Origin of the sequence: Lysinibacillus parviboronicapiens (genome assembly GCF_003049575.1) — a bacterium.
Lineage (GTDB): Bacteria > Bacillota > Bacilli > Bacillales_A > Planococcaceae > Lysinibacillus > Lysinibacillus parviboronicapiens.
In genome coordinates this window covers 48,553-69,151 of sequence record NZ_PYWI01000020.1, presented here as the reverse complement: position 1 = coordinate 69,151, position 20,599 = coordinate 48,553, and the positions used below count along the sequence as shown (strand labels likewise).

The following is a 20,599-nucleotide window of genomic DNA, read 5'->3' as shown; positions in this document are numbered from 1 at the left end:
TACGAATAACGAAATTTCTGTTATACTTAGATAGAAAAATCGTTTATTTTCGGGAGGTAATGGACTATGAAGTACGGAATTGTGGCTTTTCCATCAAAAAAATTACAAGACTTAGCGAACACGTACCGCAAGCGTTACGATCCGCATTATGCGAAAATCACACCGCATATGACGTTAAAGGACAGCTTTGATGCAACGGATGAGGATATTCAGTCCATCGTTAGGCAATTAGATGAAATCGCTGCGAAATATGCGCCTTTAAACATTCATGCATCACGCATAAGTTCGTTTTTCCCAACAACCAATGCAATTTATTTCCGCATTGAGCCAACAGAACAATTAGTAGCATTCCATAATGTACTAGAAGAAAAATTTTCTTTTGGCGATACTAAACATGTCTTCGTACCGCATATTACGATTGCACAAAAAATGACTGACTCTGAACACGACGACATATTTGGCCAATTACGTATGACAGGTGTTGACGAGAAAGATACGATCGATCGCATTCATTTATTATATCAATTGGAGGACGGCTCCTGGACGACTTACGAAACATTCCGACTGACTGGAGCTGAATGACCTTTGTATAATGTTAAGATTGTTGAAACAATAAAAGAACATGATGATGCGTTCGCTGTCCGCAAAAAAGTATTTGTAGAAGAACAAGGTGTGCCTCTTCATCTCGAATGTGATGCTGAAGATGCAAGTGCAACGCATTTCATTATGTATGAAGACACTGAGCCTGTCGGTGCTGCACGGCTTCGCGGTATAGAAAGTGACACGGCAAAAATTGAACGTGTATGTATTTTACAAACACAACGTGGTAAAAAACTAGGTGCGCTAATCATGCAAGAAATGGAAAAACATGCTATTTCCACAAATAATAAGAAGTTAAAACTTCACGCACAAAGTTATGCCGTTCCTTTTTATGAAAAGCTTGGTTACACAGTAACCTCACCAGAATTTATGGATGCTGGTATCCCACATCGTGCTATGGAGAAAAATATTTAATGCATTACGTCTTGGCGACAGTTTTTCCGGATTTTGAATCTGCAAGTGTATGATAGTGCTCCATCAGAGGCTATTATAGAACATGGCGTCTTAGAGCAATACCCACTATTTCAGTGGGTGTTTGAGCACCCACTGAAAAGGGCTACATCTGCATTCATCTCTCTTCTATAGCGATGGAAGTCTTATTTAAATGAAGATGAATAGGTGTTACGAAAATGCGAATGCATAGTCGTAACACCTTTTTTTATGACTGCTTAAATGCTCTAATTTTCGATTATAGTGTAAATAAACATCTAAGCTAGCTAGCTATCCCCATACTTAACGAGATGTTTCCCAATGATGGAAATGCCATGCTATTTCATCATTCTAGTAATCTTATCCAAATCTAGTGAAGAGCCATCTTGAATAATAGATTGCACTAATTTATCTTCGAGTTCTTGTGTAATTTGTCTATTGGACACTTTTGCTACACGGCGTACGACTTTTCTAACTTGTTTTTCATTTGTAAAATCTGCATGTTGAATTGCATTTGCTAATGCGAAGATTTCATCCATCGATACACCAGTTTTTTGTTCAATAGAATTAAAAAACGAGCGATGCATGTTCCCCCTCCTATCAATTCCACCTCAACGTAATTGCCATAAATGTTTGCTGTTACCTTTTTTTGGTATTAAACATCTTTGACAATTGTTGGAGGCTTTAACTTCATTCAGTTTGTTTTTAGTCACATGCTGAATAAAAGCTAAAGCCTAACAATCATATCAACACCTAGAAATCGGTAATGTAATCTAAAATAAATTAATTAACGAACGTAGCGCCGACAATAATTAGAAGAATGAAAAGGACAACAATTAGCACAAATGTTGAGCCATAGCCATAATTGTTATTGCCTCCGCAATAATTATTGTTCCAGCTATTTGCACCTGCAACATTATTTCCATACGGTTGTGCGCACCAGCCTTGATATCCCATAAAAGCACCCCTCCCTTCTACAACCTATAATATGTATGGTTGCAGATTTGAGAGGGGTATTCGTCTAGTCAACATTTCCTTTTGGTTTAAAAATTAATGCACCAATGAATCCGAAGACAATAGCTGCACTTATACCTGAGCTTGTCACTTCAAACATCCCCGTTAGTACCCCAACAAGGCCATGCTTTTCCGCTTCAGCCAATGCACCGTGTGTTAAGGAGTTACCAAAAGATGTGATTGGTACGGTCGCACCTGCACCTGCAAAATGAATGAGAGGCTCATACAAACCCATTCCATCCAAAATTGCACCCACGACGACTAATGTACTTAATGTATGCGCTGGTGTTAAATTACCAACATCCATTAATAATTGACCGATGACACAAATAATGCCGCCAACAATAAAAGCAAATACAAATGTCATAACCATAGATTTTCCTCATTTCATTGTAATTTCAATTGCATGTGCTGTACACGGAATTGTCTCTCCCTGTTGATAAGAAAGTGGCGACAATAATGCTCCAGTTGCCACAAGCAGCACTCGTTTATAGCTTCCAGCTCGTAACTGTTGAATTATATAACTAAAAAAAACAGCTGCTGAACAGCCTGCTCCACTTGCTCCTGATTGGAATGCTTCATCCTGTCCATAAAATTCTGCGCCAGCATCGCGTAGAAGTGTTAATTCTTCTTTTTTTACTCCGTTTTCTACTAGCATCCCTTTAAGCAGCTTTAGTCCAAGCTGGCCTAAATCTCCCGTTAAGATTAAATCATAATTGTAGAACTGTTGATTACGTTGCTCTAAATGGGATTGAATTGTTTGAAAGGCAGCAGGTGCCATCGCTGCGCCCATATGAAATGGGTCATCCATGCCATAATCAATCACTTTACCAATCGTTGCTGCTTCAATACATGGGCATTCTTCTCGATGCTTGCCAATTAGTGCAAAACCAGCAGCCGTTACAGTCCATTGTGCAGTCTGAGGCTTTTGTGCCCCATAATTGACTGGGTAGCGGAACTGTCGCTCAATCGCATTATGTTGACTGGAAGCTCCTGCAATTGATAAGTTAGAAGCACCTAACTCCGTTAAAAGGCTTGCAACGATTACGGAGGAAACAGAAGTGGCACAAGCGGAGAATAATCCAATAAATGAGATGGCTAATTCCCTTGCGGCGAAATTGGTAGGTGTCATTTGATTAACTAAATCGCCACCCAAAAAGAAATCAATTTCTAAGTTATTCACACCTGATTTTTTCATCAAAATTTCACAGGCTTCTTGGATCATCTTTCGATGGCCTTGTTCATTTGTTTCCATTTTCCAGCGCTCATCATCGTAAATGGTATCGAAATACTGACTGAATACACTACGTTTTTCCAACGGTCCTGCTACTACACCACCCGCTAAGAAAGACGGTTTCGACTGAAAAACAATTACCATGAAACCACCCCTAACGTCACAAGAATATATTTAATAAGCGCCACAAAAAATGCAGATACAACCCCAAACAAGACAACTGAGCCCGCTAATTTAAATAGATTCCCACCTACACCCAGTACTAGACCCTCAGATTTATGTTCAATTGCCGCAGAGATAACAGCGTTACCAAAACCAGTAACAGGTACTGCCGAACCTGCTCCTCCAAACTGACCGATTCTTTTATATAAGCCAAAACCGGTCAAAATCATTGCGAAAAATACCATTGTTGAAACGGTTGGATTTCCTGCAGTTGCTTCTGTAAAATCAAAGAAAATGATATAAAAAAGCGATACAGCTTGTCCGATTGTACAAATAATGCCCCCTACAAAAAACGCCTTTGCAGCATTTTTGAAGTAAGGTGGCTTTGGTGTTACACTTTGTTCTAATTGTTGATATTGTTCTTTTTCCATTTATGTCTCCTCCTGTGCAAGTTTTTTCAGTTCTGAGATTTTATCAGTTAGTTTATTATCTTCAAGTTGATCTTTTTTTATTTTATTGGCTTCATAAAATATTTTGTAATCAGCCGAGACAAATACATCTTTGTTGGGATATTTTTCATCAAATTTCTTTTGTAACTTCTTTTCTAATTTGGCCTTTTTCCACTTATCCCACGGTTTAAATTGCACAGCAACTAGCATTTTATCGTCATACTGTATAACCGTTGTTCTTTCAACAAATTTCTCCTCTTTTAAAACCGCCTCAACTTCCTCTTCATTTTGAGGTGGACCATAAACAATAAATTTTTCTTTTTCTGTGCAACCACTAAGTAGTGCCATGCAGACCACTATCGGTAGCATCATCCCTAATAACCTCAAGTATTTACCCTCCTTTTCTTTACAGTTTCACCACACATAAAAAAAACTATTCATTCGCGGATATATACAAAAGCCCGAGTCCATATTTCAAAAGTACATATTGTAGGAGTAGTAACAAGGAAAGGAGGTGACAAAATGGGTTGTGGTAAACCAACAAATCCTATTAGCCCTATCCATTCAGCAGGTTGTGTTTGTGACGTAGTACGCGCAATTTTAGATATTCAAAATCAAGCAGTGCAAGATGAATGTTCACCTTGTACGTCAAACTGTTTCTTAGAGCCGCTTGGCGGCATCGTTAGCCCTGCACGCTCAGCAGCAGATACTCGTGTATTTATGTTAATTACTAAAGACGGTACTCCATTCAAAGCATTCTTTAGCTCACCTTCAGCAGATCCATGTATATGTACATCAGTATTCTTCCGTGTAGAAGATATGTTTGATGAGTGCTGCGCTACTTTGCGCGTTTTAGAACCTTTATGCACATTCGATTCTAGTGAAAGCACTGTAGATTTATTAAGTCGTGACGGCTGTTGCGTTAATATGAAGAAAATTTGTAAAGTAGATGATTGGAATTCTACTGACAGCTGTATTACTGTAGACTTATCTTGTTTCTGCGCAGTACAATGTATTGCTGATGTTGACTTAGGGATTTGTAATTAATTCTTTCCTCCTTTGACACACTACACAAAAAAAAAGTGTACAGCATCCTCTGCTGTACACTTTTTTATAATGTTGGTAAGTTTTTGCCTCGCCAAAGTATTTGTTGTATATCTTCAAAATGTATAATCTCTTGTGTTTGTAATTCTAAAGAGGTCAGCATCAATGAATCAACCTGTAAATCTGATGCAGTTCCACCCAATTTTCTACCATCTTTTAACGTTATTAATAATGGTTGATACACTTTTTGACGAAATGGCTTTTCTAGAAATTGTAGCTGCTTCAGTACATATTCATCGATTTGTAAATCTTTTCGAATGTCATTTTCTGCAATGTTCGGTTCAATGCCAAAATGGTCCTTTATATAAACCGACGTACTTTCATCCAATTCCTCTTCTAAATCTTCATCCAAATCAAGTTCATGAAGCATTTTGGAAATATTTAAAAAATAAGTGGGTGATTTAATAAACAAACGTGGCTCTCGATCCACAATTATCACTTCCCTTTTTTTCATACAATATGCGAAAGGAAAGGAATAGGTTCTTAGCCTATTTGACTTAAAAACATTGTCGCTAACCCTAAGTAAATTAAAATACTCGTTATATCATTCAACGTTGTAATAAACGGCCCAGATGCCACAGCAGGGTCGATTTTCATGCGATGCATCAGTAAAGGAATAAATGAACCTGCCAGGGTTGCTACTAAAATCGAACCGCAAATTGCTGCACCTACTAGCATCCCAAGAATAAGCTCATGCTTCCAAATATAAACAACACCGATTACAATCAGTCCACAAACTACACCTGTCATTAGACCAGTGCCTGCCTCACGAAGTAGCAACTTCATCTTGCTATGTTCTTCGACATCCCCTGTTGCAATCCCTCTAATGGCAACGGCTAATGCTTGGGTACCACTATTCCCTGACGTACCTGAAATAAGAGGAATAAAGACAGCGAGTAGCGCAACTTTATCTAAAGTATCTTCGAATTGCCCCATTAAATTTGCAGTCAGCATGCCTAAAAATAGCAAGATTACCAGCCATGGTAAGCGTTTTTTTGCCGCTTGCCAAGAGTTCGTATCGAATTTATCCATATCGGAGATACCGGCTAATTTAGAATAGTCCTCTGATGCTTCTTCATCAATGACGTCGATAATATCATCGACCGTAATAATCCCCAGTAGCTCACCCTTATCATCAATAACCGGTGTAGCAAGGAAATTATAATCCTTCATGATTTGTGCAACTTCTTCTTGGTCATCACCAACTTGCACCATCACAACACGTTCATTCATAATGGAACGAATAAGTGTGTCTTCATCGGCAATAATTAAATCACGCAGAGAAATGACACCCGTAAGTCGATGCGCTTCATCAACAACAAATATATAATAAATTGTTTCAGCATTCGGTGCCTCTTTACGTAAAATAGCCATTGCTGAACGTACTGTCGAGTTTTCTGGTATAGCTACATATTCAGTTGTCATGATAGAGCCGGCTGTATATTCATCATAGCTTAATAGCTCATTAATCTCTTCAGCCGTTTCCTCATCCATCATGCCTAAATAGCTTTCACGCTGTTTCGTATCTAGCTCATTTAAAACATCCGCCGCATCATCTGCATACATATGAGAAAGCATTTCTGCCCCATAGGCCGGATCCATTTCTGCTAGATATGCTTTGTATTCATCATCATCTATTTCAATTGCCTCAAAAATATCAGCCATTTCCGTCGGAGACAAGAACGAATAGATGACCTTCCTTATATCAGGTTCCACCTTTTCGTAAAACGTTGCCTGATCATATGGATGAAGTTCTAAAAACTCATCACGGAATGCGTCAATATCATGCCCCTCGAGCATTTCTCGTAAATGTGCTTCGTCAAATTGCACATCATCCTTTTCATTTCTTTCCTCTATCATGCTTGTCCCCTCCTTCCGAGCATTAAATTCATTTATACGTACAATACGTAAATCTACCTTTTATATAATAGTTTGTATTGTACTAATTCTGCAAACTCTTTTTTTCTTTCACCAAAACTTTCTACTCTACTATACCCTACAATCACTCTATTTTCTGTAAATATGCTGTTAAATACAGAACAGACGATGAAAAAACGAGAAGGAGATGCCCGTTTTTGCGAACATCTCCCTAAATATTTCACTTTATCTAGTAGGCATCCCCTCATCTTATAAATAGTAAGAATAAGGTTAGCTATTATTAATTAATTGTTGCATGTCTTCATGTAAAGAACTCGTAAAATGCAAAACCTCTCTGGTTAATGGATGCTGCATGGACAAGGAAACACAATGTAATGCCTGACGGTCTATCAATTGTCGTGTTCCGCCATACAATTCATCTCCAACAAGCGGATGACCAAGATAAGCCATATGTACGCGAATTTGATGTGTCCGTCCTGTATGAAGTTTTAAACGTATATGTGTCATTGGTTCCTCTTGTATATAAAAACGACGTTTTACAAAAACGTCGGTATGCGCAAACTGCCCATCGTTTCGTACTTCACGCTCAATTATACTAGTATCCTTACGTCCTATTGGGGCAACGATGGACTGACAAGCCTCTACAACATGGCCATGCACAATTGCTTCGTATTCGCGCGATACATCTCCACCACGCTGTGCAAGCCCTGTTAAATGATGAATATGTGCATGCTTGGCAATGCATAGCAGCCCTGATGTATCACGATCAAGCCTCGTCACAATATGGACTGTCGATGCGAGTGCTTGCTGCTCAAAATAGCCACAGATATAATTGGCAATGCTTTTTGTTGGATGCTCACGTGAAGGAATCGTACTTTGATGTGCTGGCTTGTCGAGCACTATAATGGCTTCATCTTCATAAACAATTGTAAGCTCACCATATTCAACAACAAGCCCTTCACTTTTTTCTTCAGGAGGGAATTTGACTTCTACACAATCGCCAATTTGGAGAGGGTGTCGCACATTCCGTTCGATGCCATTTACGGTCAGTAAGCCGCCTTCAAACTTAATTGCTGTTAATGCCTGTTTGGAAATGCGCCACTCCCCTAATGCCTCACGTAAAAGTTGGCCTTCCTTGTGTGCTGTAAAACGTAATGTATATCGTGTATCCATGTTATTCATTAGCAACGAATGATTCATGTACTCGCTCCCAAAATGGGAAAGGGCGGAAACGTGCAAAACGCACTCTTTCATTTGCTACGTTAAAAGCAATTGACTTCACATCACCTTGTGTAACTTGCAGATGGTCTACCGTCATATTAAAGTTTTGCTCATTGACTGGACGTAATATGCAATGATGATGTGCTGGTAAAATAAGTGGTGAACCAACTGTGCGGAAGACTCGATTATTAATCGAAGCAATTTCTGTAATTTGCAGTGCCGCTAATGTTGGGTGAATAATAGCCCCCCCTAGTGCTTTGTTATAGGCAGTACTGCCAGAAGGTGTTGAGACACAAAGACCATCACCACGGAAACGTTCAAACTGATTGCCATTTAACTCCACATCCATAACAAGCGTCACATCTGGTGATTTCACTGTCGCTTCATTTAACGCCAAATAGGTATTTGATTCTGTATTATGATGTTCAACTTTCACTTCCAATAATGGATATTCAACAACATTAAAGTCTTTTTTTGCGATAGATAATACGAGTTTTTCCAATTCAGAAGGCTTCCAATCTGCATAAAAGCCTAAATGTCCTGTATGGATACCCACAAAGGCAACCTGATCTAATAAGTGTGAATACCGATGGAAGGCGTGTAATAACGTACCATCTCCTCCAATAGATACTACTATTTCAGGCATTTCTTCATCATATGTTAATCCAAAATCTTGCAAATATGTTTTTGCTAACTCCATTAACTCGTTCGATTGTGCATCTCTACGTGATTGAATGGAAAACTTCATTGCGCGTCACGCTCCTTCTCCGTTAGTAAATTAGGATTCGATGCTTCTTTGTATTCACTAAAGTAGGCCTGTGCTTCTTGGATTTCACTACGAATCGATGACATTTCTTCATCTAGTCGGAAAGCTGCCTCCGCCGCACTCTGTAGGCGATTTTTGATTTCCTCTGGGAACATGCCTTTATATTTATAGTTTAAAGAATGCTCAATGGATGCCCAGAAATTCATGGCTAGTGTGCGTATTTGAATTTCTGCTAGTACGACCTTTTTTCCCTGTATCGTCTCCACTGGATATTCTACAATCATATGATGTGAGCGATAACCACTTGGTTTGCTATGCGTAATATAGTCACGTTCTTCAACAACACGCATATCCTTACGCTGTCGTATAAGCTCAGTCACTGTAGAAATGTCGTCCACAAATTGACACATAATACGGACGCCTGCAATATCACCAAGCTCATCGCCTAATTGCTTCGAAGGTTCAAAGGCTAGTCCTTTTTCTAACGTTTTATCATATATACTTGCTAGCGGTTTTACACGTCCTGTTACAAATTCTATTGGTGAGTTGGCATTTACAATACCAAACTGCGAACGCATACCCTTTAATTTTATTTTTAATTCATCTACTGCTTGTTTATAAGGACTTAAAAAAATCTCCCATTGTCCCATCGCTAAAACCTCCCGACATACGGCATTGAACAAAACTAACACCGTCTGTTCGTTTTGTCTTTTTATTCAGCGAGAACTGCCTTGAAGTGTTGTTCCACTGCTTGAACAAATTCTGCTCCATAATTGTAATTTCCCTGAATATTATACACGAGCATTTCCAATTCTTCGTAGAAGTTCGTAAGTTCCATCACTTCTTCTCCTACATGTAACATTGGATTTTGCTTTGTCTGTAAAATATGTACAAGATTTTCCCAACTATTGGTAGGGAAACGCAAGTAATGATAATCTTCCCCTGCATCGAGTAAATAGATAAATGCAAAATCATCCGAATCTGCAATCAATTGTGCTGCAGGCTTTAACTGTAAATTTAAGTCATTGTCGTTTAAACTAAAATGAAGTTGCTGATTTTCAAAATTAAATAATTCTATCGTATAAATTTTACGCACTTGAAGGTCCCCTTTTCGTCTTACTCTTCCTCTTATTTTAGCATATGGGGTAAATAGTTGCAGTGTGTAATTGTTAAAACCCCTTACAAACTTCTATTACAAAAAGAGCATTCGCGAGCGTTAGTACGCGACTGGCACTGGCTGAAAGGATGTACATTTCAAGTCCTTTCTAGTACTAAAAAATAAACAGTAAAGGTGAAAAAAAAATGTCACAACAACTTGAAATTGAATTTAAAAATCTCTTAACCAAACAACAATACGAGCAATTGTTAAAAGACTTCCATATTCACGACGATGCTATTCATCGTCAAACAAATCATTATTTCGACACACCGCAATATGAAATTCGACATTTAAAAAGTGGGCTACGCATTCGACAAATTAATGACTATTATGAATGTACCTTAAAAGAAAGGACAGCAGAGCATAAACACCTTGAAACAACGGATGAATTGAGTGCTGAGCAAGCGCAGAAAATGCTGAATGGAGAGGGCTTTTTTGCTCCAGAAGTAGCAAAAAGATTGGCGAACTACGATATCCCTTTAGATAAATTAAAAGTATTTGGTTCTCTCACAACTGACCGTGTCGAAATCCCTTATAAAGGCGGACTTCTTGTATTTGATCATTCTTTCTATTTGCAGTGTGACGATTATGAGGTAGAATATGAATCAAATGATGTCATAAAAGGAAATGCAATGTTCGACGCATTTCTACAACAATATGGTATAAAAAAACAAGTTACAGATAAAAAAATTGCACGCTTTATGAAAGCATTGCAAGCAAATAAAAAACAATAACGATTGCTTAATAGCAGAAAGAAAGGGTGACCAACTACTTGGATATCCAATCATTAAAGACTTTACTTGAAATTCAAGCACTGCAAACACTAGGTTCTACGGAAAGCTCATCGAACGCATTAACAGACAATAATTCTATCTTTTCAGATATGATTGGGGAGTTGCTCGGCGATGCTTCAACAGCTAGCAGTGCAGAATTATCGAGTCTACTCGGGATGAGCTCTTCTTCAAACACTTCAGATATCATGAGTCAGCTTGGTAATTTAACTAGCACATCTGGCAATATGTCAAATATGGCCATTCAATCGTTACTTTATAAAGGTTCTAATTCAGTCTATATTCCTGCATCTGTTTATGCAGCATTAGCAAATAGCCAATCTAGCACAAAGTTAGATACCTACGTTTCTGATGATGTGATTGGCTCAACTGCTTATGCAAATTCGCTTGCAGGAGCAAGCAAATTTGCTTCAATCATTGAAAAGGCCGCAACAACGTATAATGTACCCGAGAAACTAATCGCTGCCGTTATAAAACAAGAATCTAATTTTAATGCTACTGCTGTCAGTCGTGCAGGTGCCCAAGGCTTAATGCAGTTAATGCCAAAAACAGCTCAATATTTAGGTGTTACAAATGCCTTCGATCCTGAGCAAAATATTATGGCAGGTGCCAAATACTTACGACAAATGCTCGATAAATTCGATAACGACCCATCTCTAGCCTTAGCAGCCTATAATGCTGGCGCTTCACGTGTGACAAAATATGGTGGTGTTCCACCTTTTAAAGAAACGCAGAATTATGTCAAAAAAGTGATGAATTACTTCACAGCTTAATCGCATAAAAGCTATATTTTCAGCCTTTCTCAGCAAATTTCACCCTTGATGGTGAAATTTGTGTTTTTCTAGCGAAAAACTTATCGAGAGCTCTTTGTTTGTGTAAACGAAAAGACGTTGATAGAATGAAGGTAGTCACAAGAAATTCACATTTTCCTGATGAACAAATTCAAAATCTATAAAACAGTCAATTTGTCATACCAACAAATTGATTCGTACTTTACGATATACTTCATATAAAGAATTAAAGGAGCATTTACCTATGAGTCGAAAATACACTGTTCCTTATGAGGAGCTGGGAGCTGAAAAACTTTCAGAACTCATACATGCGTTCTATAAAAGAGTCGCTCAGCATCCTGATCTTATTCCAATCTTTCCGGAAGATTTAACTGAAACAGCCCGTAAGCAAATTCAATTTCAAACACAGTATTTAGGGGGATCAAATCTTTTTACTGAAGAACATGGACATCCAATGATGCGTGCACGTCACATGAATTTTGCCATTACGCCTGATCGTGCACAAGCTTGGCTTGAATGCATGGCTGAAGCAATGGACGAAGTTGGTTTGGAAGGAAAGTTCCGTGAAACTTATTATCAACGTTTAGTATTAACAGCTCATCACATGATTAATACACCTAATGACGATGAGGGGGAATTATTACGTGAATAATATTCAAATGCTACAAGAGCCAGCTCCTACGATTTCTACTGCCAATAAGCCAATTGAATTGTATATTTTCGTAGATCCACTTTGTCCTGAAGCTTTCAGTATGCAAGCAGTTATTCGCAAGTTACAGCTAGAGTATAATCATTATTTCACATGGCGCTTTGTACTTAGCACAGAGCTTTCTTCCCTTAATTGCCTGAGCAAGCGTACAAAAGGCTGTGAATCTGGCATAGAGCTCGACATCAACCATCCTGTTTTACCGTCTATTGCTATCAAAGCAGCAGAGTTACAGGGAAAACGTGCAGGAGCTCGTTATTTGTCTAAATTACAAGAATATGTTTTTCTGAATCATGAAGATGTAAATTCCTATGCGACTCTGTTAAAAATTGCAGAGGATGTTCAATTAGATATGAATGAATTTACTGTAGATTTCGGTTCTAAAGAAGCTGCACGCGCCTTCCAATGTGATTTATATATTAAACGTGAAATGGAAGTAGATGAAGTTCCTAGTATCGTATTTTTCAATGAGTGCATTGAAGATGAGGGACTAAAAGTTAGTGGTAGCTACACTTATGAAGTTTACGAGCATATATTACAAGAAATGATGGATGAACAACTGATACGTCAACCATTACCAACAATTGAAGAACTATTTCTGAAATACCATACACTGTCTACAAATGAAATTGCCTTTATCTATTCATTAACGGAACAATCAGCTGAACGTGAATTAAAAAAACGCATGCTGCAACAAAAAATTGAACGTATTCAAACAGATCACGCTACACTCTGGCGTACAAAATAATGCAATTATACTACCTTTTAAAAGGATAGGGACTCAAGCACAATTGATGAGTCCCTATCCTTTTTTTATTTAAATTACTTTGAATTAAATAGTAAAAACCTAAGTTCATCACCGTAACATGGGGTTGACTTCCGTTCCGACTGGGCGCTTTCCTGGAGGCATCCGATGAGCCGTTTGAGATGGGCGGCTTACTGACCGTGAATGCGGGATAACGTAAAACTTCAATCAGTGGGGGTTTTCTTCTTCTCCACTGATTGGTAGTTGAACCAATCTGGCTTTTACGGTCAGTTGTTCGCCCTCTTAGCTAACTCGTTCTCATCTTTCTCAACTTTCCACTTGAGATGGGCGGCTTACTGACCGTGAGTGCGGGATAACGTGAAACTTCAATCAGTGGGGTTTTCCTCTTCTCCACTGATTGGTAGTTGAACCAATCGGGCTTTTACGGTCAGTTGTTCGCCCTCTTAACTAACTCGTTCTCATCTTTCTCAACTTTACACTTGAGATGGCCGGCTTACTGACCGTGAATGCGGGATAAAATAAAAGAGACGCCACTATCCTCGACAGATAGAGACGCCTCTTTTTCACAAAGGGGATGGGAGAAATGTTCACGTTCAAACAAAGGGGTGTATGTTTGTTTTGTGATTTATTTCACAAGAATCACTTTATCATGGAATAATAAATTAAGCAATGAAACATGCTCTAGATTCACAAATTTGTCAAATAGAAAGCGATTACAGTACAGTATTTTTTCAAGATGGATACTTTTTTTCATTTAGAAATCTAAGAAAATCATTATTCTTTAAATTTATTGATGAACATAATTTTTACTCCATATAAAAAGTGGCTGTAGTAAAGTTACTACAGCCACTAAAAATTAATTATTTAACAATAATTTTTCTAGTTCATTTAAACGTTCTTCAAATACTTTACAAGCATCATCAATTGGTTTCGCCGCATTCATATCAACACCTGCTGCTTTTAATACTTCAATCGGGAAATCCGAGCAACCTGCTTTCAGGAAGTTATTAATATAACGTTCCACAGCCGGTGCACCCTCTTCAAGAATCTGTTTACTTAATGCAGTTGCCGCAGATTTTCCTGTTGCATATTGATAGACATAGTAATTGTAGTAGAAGTGTGGGATACGCGCCCACTCTAAGCCAATTTCCTCGTCTACGACCATATCTTCGCCGAAGTATTGCTTATTTAAATCAAAATAAACTTCGGTTAAACGTTCTGATGTTAAAGACTCCCCATTTTGATCCATTTGATGAATTAAATGTTCAAACTCTGCAAACATTGTTTGTCTGAAGACTGTACTGCGGAAACCATCAAGCCAATGGTTTAATAAATAAATCCTTTGTTGAGGATCTTCAATTGTTTGAAGTAGATAATCGTTTAATAGCTCCTCGTTACATGTCGACGCAACTTCTGCCACGAAAATGGAATAATCTCCGTAGACAAACGGTTGGTTATTACGCGTGTAATAACTATGAACACTATGTCCAAACTCATGCGCTAATGTAAATAGGTTATTCACATTATCCTGCCAGTTCATTAAGATATAGGGATTCGTACCATAGGCACCTGATGAGTAAGCACCACTACGTTTCCCTTTGTTTTCTTTGACATCTACCCAGCGATGATCCAGACCACTTTGTACGATATTCTGATACTCTTGCCCAAGTGGTGCTAAAGCCTTCACCAAAATGTCTTTCGCTTCATCATACGGCATTTTCATGTCTGTTTCTTGTACAAGTGGTGTGAACAAGTCCCACATATGCAATTCATCCACGCCTAACATCTTTTTACGCAAGGCAATATATCGTTGCATCACAGGTAAATGCTTGTGAATCGTCTCCACTAATTGATCGTACACATTTTCTGGAATAAAATTATTCGACATTGCTGCATGTCGAGCAGAATCATAATTACGAATTCGTGCATTGACATTATGTTTTTTCACATTGCCTGTTAAAGTAGAAGCAAATGTATTTTTAAAATGACCATATGTTTCGTACATTGCTTTAAATGCCGCTTCACGCACACTACGATCTGTACTTTCTAAAAACTTAATATAGTTACCATGTGTGAGTTGAACCTCTTCCCCATCTTCATTTCTCACTTTTGGGAAGTCCATATCCGCATTGTTCAACATACTAAATGTATTCGATGCTGTGCCTGTTACCTCCGCCATTTGTGCAAGTAGAGCTTCCTGTTCAGCAGGTAATACATGCGGACGTGCCATGGTAATCTCTTTTAAAGATTGTGTATATAATTGTAATTCTTTATTTTCTGCTAAGTAGCTTTCAATTGTATCTTCACTTAATGATAAAATTTCTGGCGTTAAAAATGATAGGGCAGCTGAAATATTTGTCGCTAATGTTTGGATACGGCTATTCATATCTTGATAAAAGCTATTTGTTGTATCTTGGTCATAACGCATATGGGCATAAGTATAGAGCTTCATAGTGCGCTCATAAATTTGATCGTAATACGTTAGCACTGCTAATAAGGCGTCTGCACCATTTTTTAAAGTACCTGCATAACTAGGTGCCTCTTTTGCAAATGCTGCGACTTCTTTTAACTCCTCTTCCCATTGCGCATCTGTTGCAAAAATATCCTCCAAGCGCCAAGTTAACTCTTCTGGTATTTCATTTCTCATTAAAACCTGATTGCTGTTACTAGCCATACGCCAGCCCCCTCTATATGTTAGTTTTACCTGTACTCTCATATTTTCTCAGTATATTGTGGCAATTGCAAATAAAGTGACCCTTTAATCTTGAGGGTTTTGCACCTCATAGAGAATTACTAATTGATCAAAACCAGGTACTTACTGACACTTGGTTTCACACATAAACATCTACTAACTTTTCGTATTCAAGGTGCGACGTATTAGTCGTTTATATTAGAAAAATGTGAGTAAACTTGCTCACAAATATCTGGAAAGTGATCGTTGCTGTGAGACCATCTTTCAAACAGGTTACAATAATTTTTCACAGCTTGAACTGCCTCGTTTGTCGTCTGCAAACTAAGCTGACTAAGAAAAAGTTGAATATTTTCCTTGCTTAATTCATGAAGCTGCAATTGAGTTAGCCTGCAAAAATGGTGTAAAATCGTTTGCCATTCGATTGAAAAAATCGGAATTGATGCAGCATTTTTAACAGGTAATCCAACATAAATAGGCATTGTCTCAAGCGAAAAGTGCAGCTCATAACAACTTCGTAGAAATAAATCCTGCACGCCTTTTTTACTACGTATTAATCTTTGATAGACATACTGCATACAAATCCTTTTATAGAGTTGCCAATAATAACGGAATTCTTCTCTTGTAATCGGCTTGGGCACATAAAACGGAAAGAGCTGTTTTTTAATCGGCACATATTGTACTTTCGCTATAAAAGTGTTCCCATGAACATAAAGAAGATTCGCCCAATAATTAAACCTTGCTGAATGCGCATCATAGGTCAATAAATAAGGTAAACTTTTGGATGTATAATTTATAGCATTTTGCCTAATGGGAGGAATAGTAACTTTTATGATATCCTGTGAGGTAAGATTTTTCTGAGGTGTTTGAAAAAGCCACAATGCTTGAATATGCATATTTTTATATCCTGCTGTACGCAACTGCCATTTTTCATGTGAGATAGTGCTACATTGGAACTCAATTGCTATTTGTTGATGCTCTTTCGTCACAAGAATATCTGGGCGTTGAGATAGTTTTTTTATATATGGCTCTAGCTCTACTGCATAACCTTGCTTGTTCAACCATTCAAACAATTGAATTTTACCTTGTAGATGGAGCATAGATTCACCTTCTGCAAATAATCGTTCACAACTTTGATGTGCAATATGTGAAAAATGCGGGATATTGACAGTACCAATTTTCAACTGAACAGGTTGCTGGCATTGAGGGCAAAAAAATTTTGAAATACGGCGATAGCGTTTAAGTGCTTGTCTTGAATGTTGATAAGACATAAAAGGTTTTCCATGCTCTGTATAGGCGAAAAGCATAAAACTGTCTCCTTTTTGTCCAATTGTAAAATGAAATTTCATGGTTTACCAAAAAATATCGGTTTTCTTTCCAAATTTAATATTTGCCATGTTCCGTCTCAAAATCATTCTACTTCAACCTTGATGACTAGCCACAAAAAAAGCCTCTGAATAATCTCAGAGGCTTGAATCATTTAGATAAAATATTTCCGAATAGTTTCAAAGCAATCATATTCCATAATCTTGTCGCCATACTCTTCAAGGCGATGTATCGTGAAATTTGACGGGCTTAGAAATTCTTTAATGACCGCATTTTTATCATGGCGATTTAAATCGTCATCGGCATTCGTGAAGTCTACAACTAGATAGTACCAATCTTCATATTTGAATAATGAGGAATCCACTAATTCGTCTGTTATACGTTTAGCAACAGGGATTAACTCATCAATATCTTTAAATTTATAAACATAAATATCTGTATCCATAAATAATTCTGACTCATCAATGTCACCGAATTGAGTTAGTTGACTGAGAAGATCCTCTCCAACTTCGTCAAATGGGGCAAACATCTCCTTGTGTTCATCAAAATGCGAATGACCATCTAATGTTTCACCGTCTTTTAATATATGTGCACGTGTGACAATGATCTCCAAGCCAACTTCAGACGCATTGATATGAATCCAAATCGGACCTTCCACATCAAAATAATCCTCTGTATTTACTTCGTCAATCATATCCCAAAAAAGTTGTTCACCCTTTGCTCGGTTGTACCAAATTTCTTCACGACTGTAGCCGCGATCCTCTATATCATTGTACGTTATAAAGAGCTTGAGTGTATTTTCATTTACACGTTCGATGTCCACTAGACTTCATCTCCCTTCACTGTCATTTGTCGAAAAACAGTATTATTTCATTAGTATGCTTTGATTCATTGTTTTTAACCTTCATACTCCTTTGTTTTTCAACCTTTGACTACACCACAATAAATCATCGAGCAACTGAAATCATTGAATTTACAGTTCAGTTGTCTCTAATTCTATTGTATGCTGTTCTTTCATAAAATGAAAAGGATATACACCATTTCACAAAAGATATTTGAATTATTGAAATTGTAGTAAACTATTTAGCTAAAATCAAGTTTAACATACTTTTACGGAAATATATGACTTTCCCCTATTAAATATTATAGCTTGTACAGAAGGATTTTACATAAGTAAAGCATAAAAAAATAGATGTCACAACATGCTTTTTGCATTTGCAACACCTAATACATTATATGCAGAATAGATTGATATTAGTTCACCATACGCTGTGCTTCTTGTAATTGATAAGCACGCACTTTACGTGGTAAGAATCGACGAATTTCATCTTCGTTGTATCCTACTTGTAATCGTTTTTCATCTAAGATGATTGGACGACGTAATAATCCAGGGTATTCTTGAATTAACTCATATAAACGTTGTAATGGTAAGCTTTCTACATCCACATTCAGTTTTTGAAAAATTTTAGAGCGCGTTGAAATAATTTCATCCGTCCCATCCTCCGTCATGCGTAAAATTTCTTTTATTTCACTAATGCTTAATGGTTCAGAAAAAATATTTCGCTCGGTATATGGGATTTCGTGCTCCTCCAACCATGCTTTCGCTTTTCGGCAAGATGTACAACTTGGTGATGTAAATAAAGTTACTATCATACTGACACATCCTTTCTGTTTGTAATCGTTATCTATAACCAGTTTGTTAAATTAGAATTAATGTAATGTAAAGCTACATATTCATTATACAGCACTCAGCTGTGTTTGAATATAGTTCCAATGAAAAAAAGAATGACCTTATCGCGAAATATTCTGTCTATTTCTATAGCTTGAAAGTAGCTAATTTCTGAAAGGTGTCCAATGAACTAATAATAATATTCCCACTTATCAGCGATTTTAAACATTCATTTATTTCTACTGTTGATTCTCAGTTATAAAATTTAAACGAGAATAATGTCAATTTGACGTGTACAATTAAGACGTATCGCTAATAATAAAGGTTGCTTTTTTACATAAAAACACAGCATAACTAGCATAAAGTTTTTTTCATAAAAAAAACACCGCTAAAAGTCTGATTTTCTAAGCTTGCAATTAGCTAACTCTTTATAATATAATTTTTGCAATAATTAAAAACGCTGACGAAGAGTAGTACAAATGCAATGTGCACGTTTAGAGAGTCTGTGGTTGCTGCAAACAGATCGTGCATGCGTTTGGAATGGACTTCCGAGTTAGTTTTGCGAACGTTCAAGTATGTGCACGATTGACTACTAGCAAAGCTCGTCCCTTCACGTTACGAAGTAGAGTGGCCTTTTTAGGCAAGCTGGGTGGTACCGCGGATACTAACATCATTCGTCCCTTCATTAGAAAAAACTAATGAGGACGCATGATGTTTTTTTATGATATTTAGTATTTATTTGGACGCTCTACCAGATAGCACAGTGGCTATCCGTCCGTAATTGAAGGTTTAATCAAAATTTTTGATGATGCCGAGTCGAAAATTATTTGCTAACTCGAAGGAGGAAATTATTATGACAACTATTTTTTCAGGCGTTCAGCCAACAGGTATTGTAACATTAGGGAACTATCTCGGGGCATTCAAGCAATTCCCTGCATTACAAGATGAAGGAAATGCAATTTATTGTATCGTTGACCAGCATGCCATTACGGTCGCACAAGACCCTAAAGAGTTGCGTCAAAACATTCGTAACTTAGCTGCTATGTATATAGCAACGGGTATTGACCCACAGAAATCTACTTTATTCATCCAATCAGAAGTATCTGCTCACGCACAAGCGGGCTGGATTTTACAATGTGTTGCTTCTATCGGCGAGTTAGAGCGTATGACTCAATTCAAAGATAAATCACATGGCAAAGAAACTGTTTCGGCAGCTCTTTTAACTTATCCACCTTTAATGGCAGCTGATATTCTATTATACAATACAAACATTGTCCCTGTAGGCGATGACCAAAAACAACATATTGAGCTAACACGAGATCTTGCAGAGCGCTTTAACAAACGTTATGGTGATGTATTAACAATTCCTGAAATTCAATTACCAAAAGCAGGTGCGCGTATTAAATCTTTACAAGAACCTACGAAAAAAATGAGTAAATCTGATCCAAATACAAAAGCAACAATTAAACTTTTAGATTCTGCAAAAGATATTGAGAAAAAAATTAAATCTGCCGTAACTGACTCTGATGGTATTGTGGCGTTTGATGTAGAAAATAAACCTGGGGTTTCAAATTTACTGACTATCGAATCAGCAATTTCAGGTGTAGCTATCGACGATTTAGTTAAAAAATACGAAGGAATTGGCTATGGCGGCTTCAAACAAGGTGTAGCCACAGCGGTTATCGACCATCTTACACCAATTCAAGAGAAGTTCTATCATCTCGTAGAATCGTCTGAATTGGACATCATTTTAGATGAAGGTGCAGAGAAAGCAAATACCATTGCCAGTGCAACATTAAAACGTATGGAAGAAGCAATGGGCTTAGGCCGTTCACGTCGCTAAGA

At 37.6% G+C, this 20,599-nt stretch carries 24 protein-coding genes and 1 other annotated feature; of the genes, 8 read left to right on the top strand and 16 right to left on the bottom strand.

The genetic code is table 11. The features are described 5' to 3' along the window. Window positions 1–66 precede the first annotated feature (66 nt). Entirely contained in the window at window positions 67–582 is a 516-nt protein-coding gene (locus C9J35_RS16415; RefSeq protein ID WP_107925324.1) for a YjcG family protein, read from the top strand. 3 nt (window positions 583–585) lie between these two features. Then, the gene (locus C9J35_RS16410; RefSeq protein WP_107925323.1) at window positions 586–1,014 is read left to right on the top strand and encodes a GNAT family N-acetyltransferase; all 429 of its coding nucleotides are present in this window, start codon (window positions 586–588) and stop codon (window positions 1,012–1,014) included. Window positions 1,015–1,367: 353 nt separating this feature from the next. Here C9J35_RS16410 and C9J35_RS16405 read toward each other — a convergent pair whose 3' ends face one another. From C9J35_RS16405 to C9J35_RS16380, 6 genes are all read right to left on the bottom strand, one after another. After that, complete coding sequence (locus tag C9J35_RS16405) at window positions 1,368–1,616, bottom strand: stage VI sporulation protein F (RefSeq protein ID WP_010858125.1); 249 nt, start codon at window positions 1,614–1,616, stop codon at window positions 1,368–1,370. Window positions 1,617–1,812: 196 nt separating this feature from the next. Continuing rightward, window positions 1,813–1,986 carry a YjcZ family sporulation protein gene (locus tag C9J35_RS24745; RefSeq protein WP_107925322.1) on the bottom strand — a complete coding sequence of 58 codons (174 nt, stop codon included), beginning with the start codon at window positions 1,984–1,986 and terminating at the stop codon, window positions 1,813–1,815. A gap of 64 nt (window positions 1,987–2,050) precedes the next feature. Beyond that, a complete protein-coding gene (gene spoVAE, locus C9J35_RS16395; RefSeq protein WP_193766980.1) occupies window positions 2,051–2,410 on the bottom strand; it encodes a stage V sporulation protein AE in 360 nt (119 codons plus the stop codon). Window positions 2,411–2,425: 15 nt separating this feature from the next. Then, window positions 2,426–3,421 (bottom strand): stage V sporulation protein AD, encoded by a 996-nt coding sequence (locus C9J35_RS16390; RefSeq protein ID WP_107925321.1) that lies wholly within the window; start codon window positions 3,419–3,421, stop codon window positions 2,426–2,428. Continuing rightward, window positions 3,415–3,870 (bottom strand): stage V sporulation protein AC, encoded by a 456-nt coding sequence (spoVAC, locus tag C9J35_RS16385; protein WP_107925320.1) that lies wholly within the window; start codon window positions 3,868–3,870, stop codon window positions 3,415–3,417. Before spoVAC ends, C9J35_RS16390 begins: the two co-directional genes overlap by 7 nt. Next, complete coding sequence (locus C9J35_RS16380) at window positions 3,871–4,275, bottom strand: hypothetical protein (protein ID WP_235616338.1); 405 nt, start codon at window positions 4,273–4,275, stop codon at window positions 3,871–3,873. A 135-nt stretch (window positions 4,276–4,410) separates the two neighbouring features. Here C9J35_RS16380 and C9J35_RS16375 point away from each other — a divergent pair, with 135 nt between their 5' ends. Continuing rightward, complete coding sequence (locus C9J35_RS16375) at window positions 4,411–4,935, top strand: CotY/CotZ family spore coat protein (RefSeq protein ID WP_010858119.1); 525 nt, start codon at window positions 4,411–4,413, stop codon at window positions 4,933–4,935. 64 nt (window positions 4,936–4,999) lie between these two features. On the opposite strand, the gene C9J35_RS16370 is transcribed toward C9J35_RS16375, so the two are convergent. The 6 genes from C9J35_RS16370 to C9J35_RS16345 all read right to left on the bottom strand — a co-directional run bounded on the left by C9J35_RS16370 (window position 5,000) and on the right by C9J35_RS16345 (window position 9,953). Continuing rightward, window positions 5,000–5,422: a hypothetical protein gene (locus C9J35_RS16370; protein WP_235616337.1), complete on the bottom strand. Its 423-nt coding sequence runs from the start codon at window positions 5,420–5,422 to the stop codon at window positions 5,000–5,002. A 53-nt stretch (window positions 5,423–5,475) separates the two neighbouring features. After that, window positions 5,476–6,852: a magnesium transporter gene (gene mgtE / locus C9J35_RS16365; protein WP_107925318.1), complete on the bottom strand. Its 1,377-nt coding sequence runs from the start codon at window positions 6,850–6,852 to the stop codon at window positions 5,476–5,478. Between the two features lie 288 nt (window positions 6,853–7,140). Next, complete coding sequence (locus C9J35_RS16360) at window positions 7,141–8,043, bottom strand: RluA family pseudouridine synthase (protein ID WP_167395991.1); 903 nt, start codon at window positions 8,041–8,043, stop codon at window positions 7,141–7,143. Between the two features lies 1 nt (window position 8,044). Continuing rightward, a complete protein-coding gene (locus tag C9J35_RS16355) occupies window positions 8,045–8,839 on the bottom strand; it encodes an NAD kinase (protein WP_010858115.1) in 795 nt (264 codons plus the stop codon). Continuing rightward, window positions 8,836–9,507, bottom strand: coding sequence for a GTP diphosphokinase (gene yjbM, locus C9J35_RS16350; protein WP_107925316.1), 672 nt, complete (start codon window positions 9,505–9,507; stop codon window positions 8,836–8,838). Before yjbM ends, C9J35_RS16355 begins: the two co-directional genes overlap by 4 nt. Window positions 9,508–9,569: 62 nt before the next feature. Next, window positions 9,570–9,953 carry a UPF0738 family protein gene (locus C9J35_RS16345; RefSeq protein WP_054768169.1) on the bottom strand — a complete coding sequence of 128 codons (384 nt, stop codon included), beginning with the start codon at window positions 9,951–9,953 and terminating at the stop codon, window positions 9,570–9,572. 206 nt (window positions 9,954–10,159) lie between these two features. On the opposite strand from C9J35_RS16345, the gene C9J35_RS16340 reads away from it, so the two are divergent. From C9J35_RS16340 to C9J35_RS16325, 4 genes are all read left to right on the top strand, one after another. Further along, complete coding sequence (locus tag C9J35_RS16340) at window positions 10,160–10,750, top strand: CYTH domain-containing protein (RefSeq protein ID WP_107925315.1); 591 nt, start codon at window positions 10,160–10,162, stop codon at window positions 10,748–10,750. Between the two features lie 38 nt (window positions 10,751–10,788). Next, window positions 10,789–11,580 (top strand): lytic transglycosylase domain-containing protein, encoded by a 792-nt coding sequence (locus tag C9J35_RS16335; RefSeq protein WP_107925314.1) that lies wholly within the window; start codon window positions 10,789–10,791, stop codon window positions 11,578–11,580. 262 nt (window positions 11,581–11,842) lie between these two features. Next, entirely contained in the window at window positions 11,843–12,250 is a 408-nt protein-coding gene (locus tag C9J35_RS16330) for a globin domain-containing protein (RefSeq protein WP_054768171.1), read from the top strand. Beyond that, a complete protein-coding gene (locus tag C9J35_RS16325; RefSeq protein ID WP_107925313.1) occupies window positions 12,243–13,052 on the top strand; it encodes a DsbA family protein in 810 nt (269 codons plus the stop codon). The genes C9J35_RS16330 and C9J35_RS16325 overlap by 8 nt, the downstream gene beginning before the upstream one ends. Before the next feature lie 874 nt (window positions 13,053–13,926). On the opposite strand, the gene pepF is transcribed toward C9J35_RS16325, so the two are convergent. The 4 genes from pepF to spxA form a co-directional block, all read right to left on the bottom strand. Further along, window positions 13,927–15,744 carry an oligoendopeptidase F gene (gene pepF / locus C9J35_RS16320; protein WP_054768172.1) on the bottom strand — a complete coding sequence of 606 codons (1,818 nt, stop codon included), beginning with the start codon at window positions 15,742–15,744 and terminating at the stop codon, window positions 13,927–13,929. 203 nt (window positions 15,745–15,947) lie between these two features. Beyond that, window positions 15,948–17,066 (bottom strand): competence protein CoiA, encoded by a 1,119-nt coding sequence (locus tag C9J35_RS16315; protein WP_107925312.1) that lies wholly within the window; start codon window positions 17,064–17,066, stop codon window positions 15,948–15,950. A 173-nt stretch (window positions 17,067–17,239) separates the two neighbouring features. Further along, complete coding sequence (gene mecA / locus C9J35_RS16310; protein WP_054768173.1) at window positions 17,240–17,908, bottom strand: adaptor protein MecA; 669 nt, start codon at window positions 17,906–17,908, stop codon at window positions 17,240–17,242. Window positions 17,909–18,339: 431 nt separating this feature from the next. Next, window positions 18,340–18,735, bottom strand: a complete 396-nt coding sequence (gene spxA, locus C9J35_RS16305) for a transcriptional regulator SpxA (RefSeq protein WP_024362527.1) — start codon at window positions 18,733–18,735, stop codon at window positions 18,340–18,342. A 470-nt stretch (window positions 18,736–19,205) separates the two neighbouring features. Further along, window positions 19,206–19,439, top strand: a binding site (T-box leader). Between the two features lie 168 nt (window positions 19,440–19,607). On the opposite strand from spxA, the gene trpS reads away from it, so the two are divergent. Beyond that, window positions 19,608–20,597 carry a tryptophan--tRNA ligase gene (gene trpS, locus C9J35_RS16300; RefSeq protein WP_107925311.1) on the top strand — a complete coding sequence of 330 codons (990 nt, stop codon included), beginning with the start codon at window positions 19,608–19,610 and terminating at the stop codon, window positions 20,595–20,597. The last annotated feature ends 2 nt before the right edge of the window (window positions 20,598–20,599 follow it).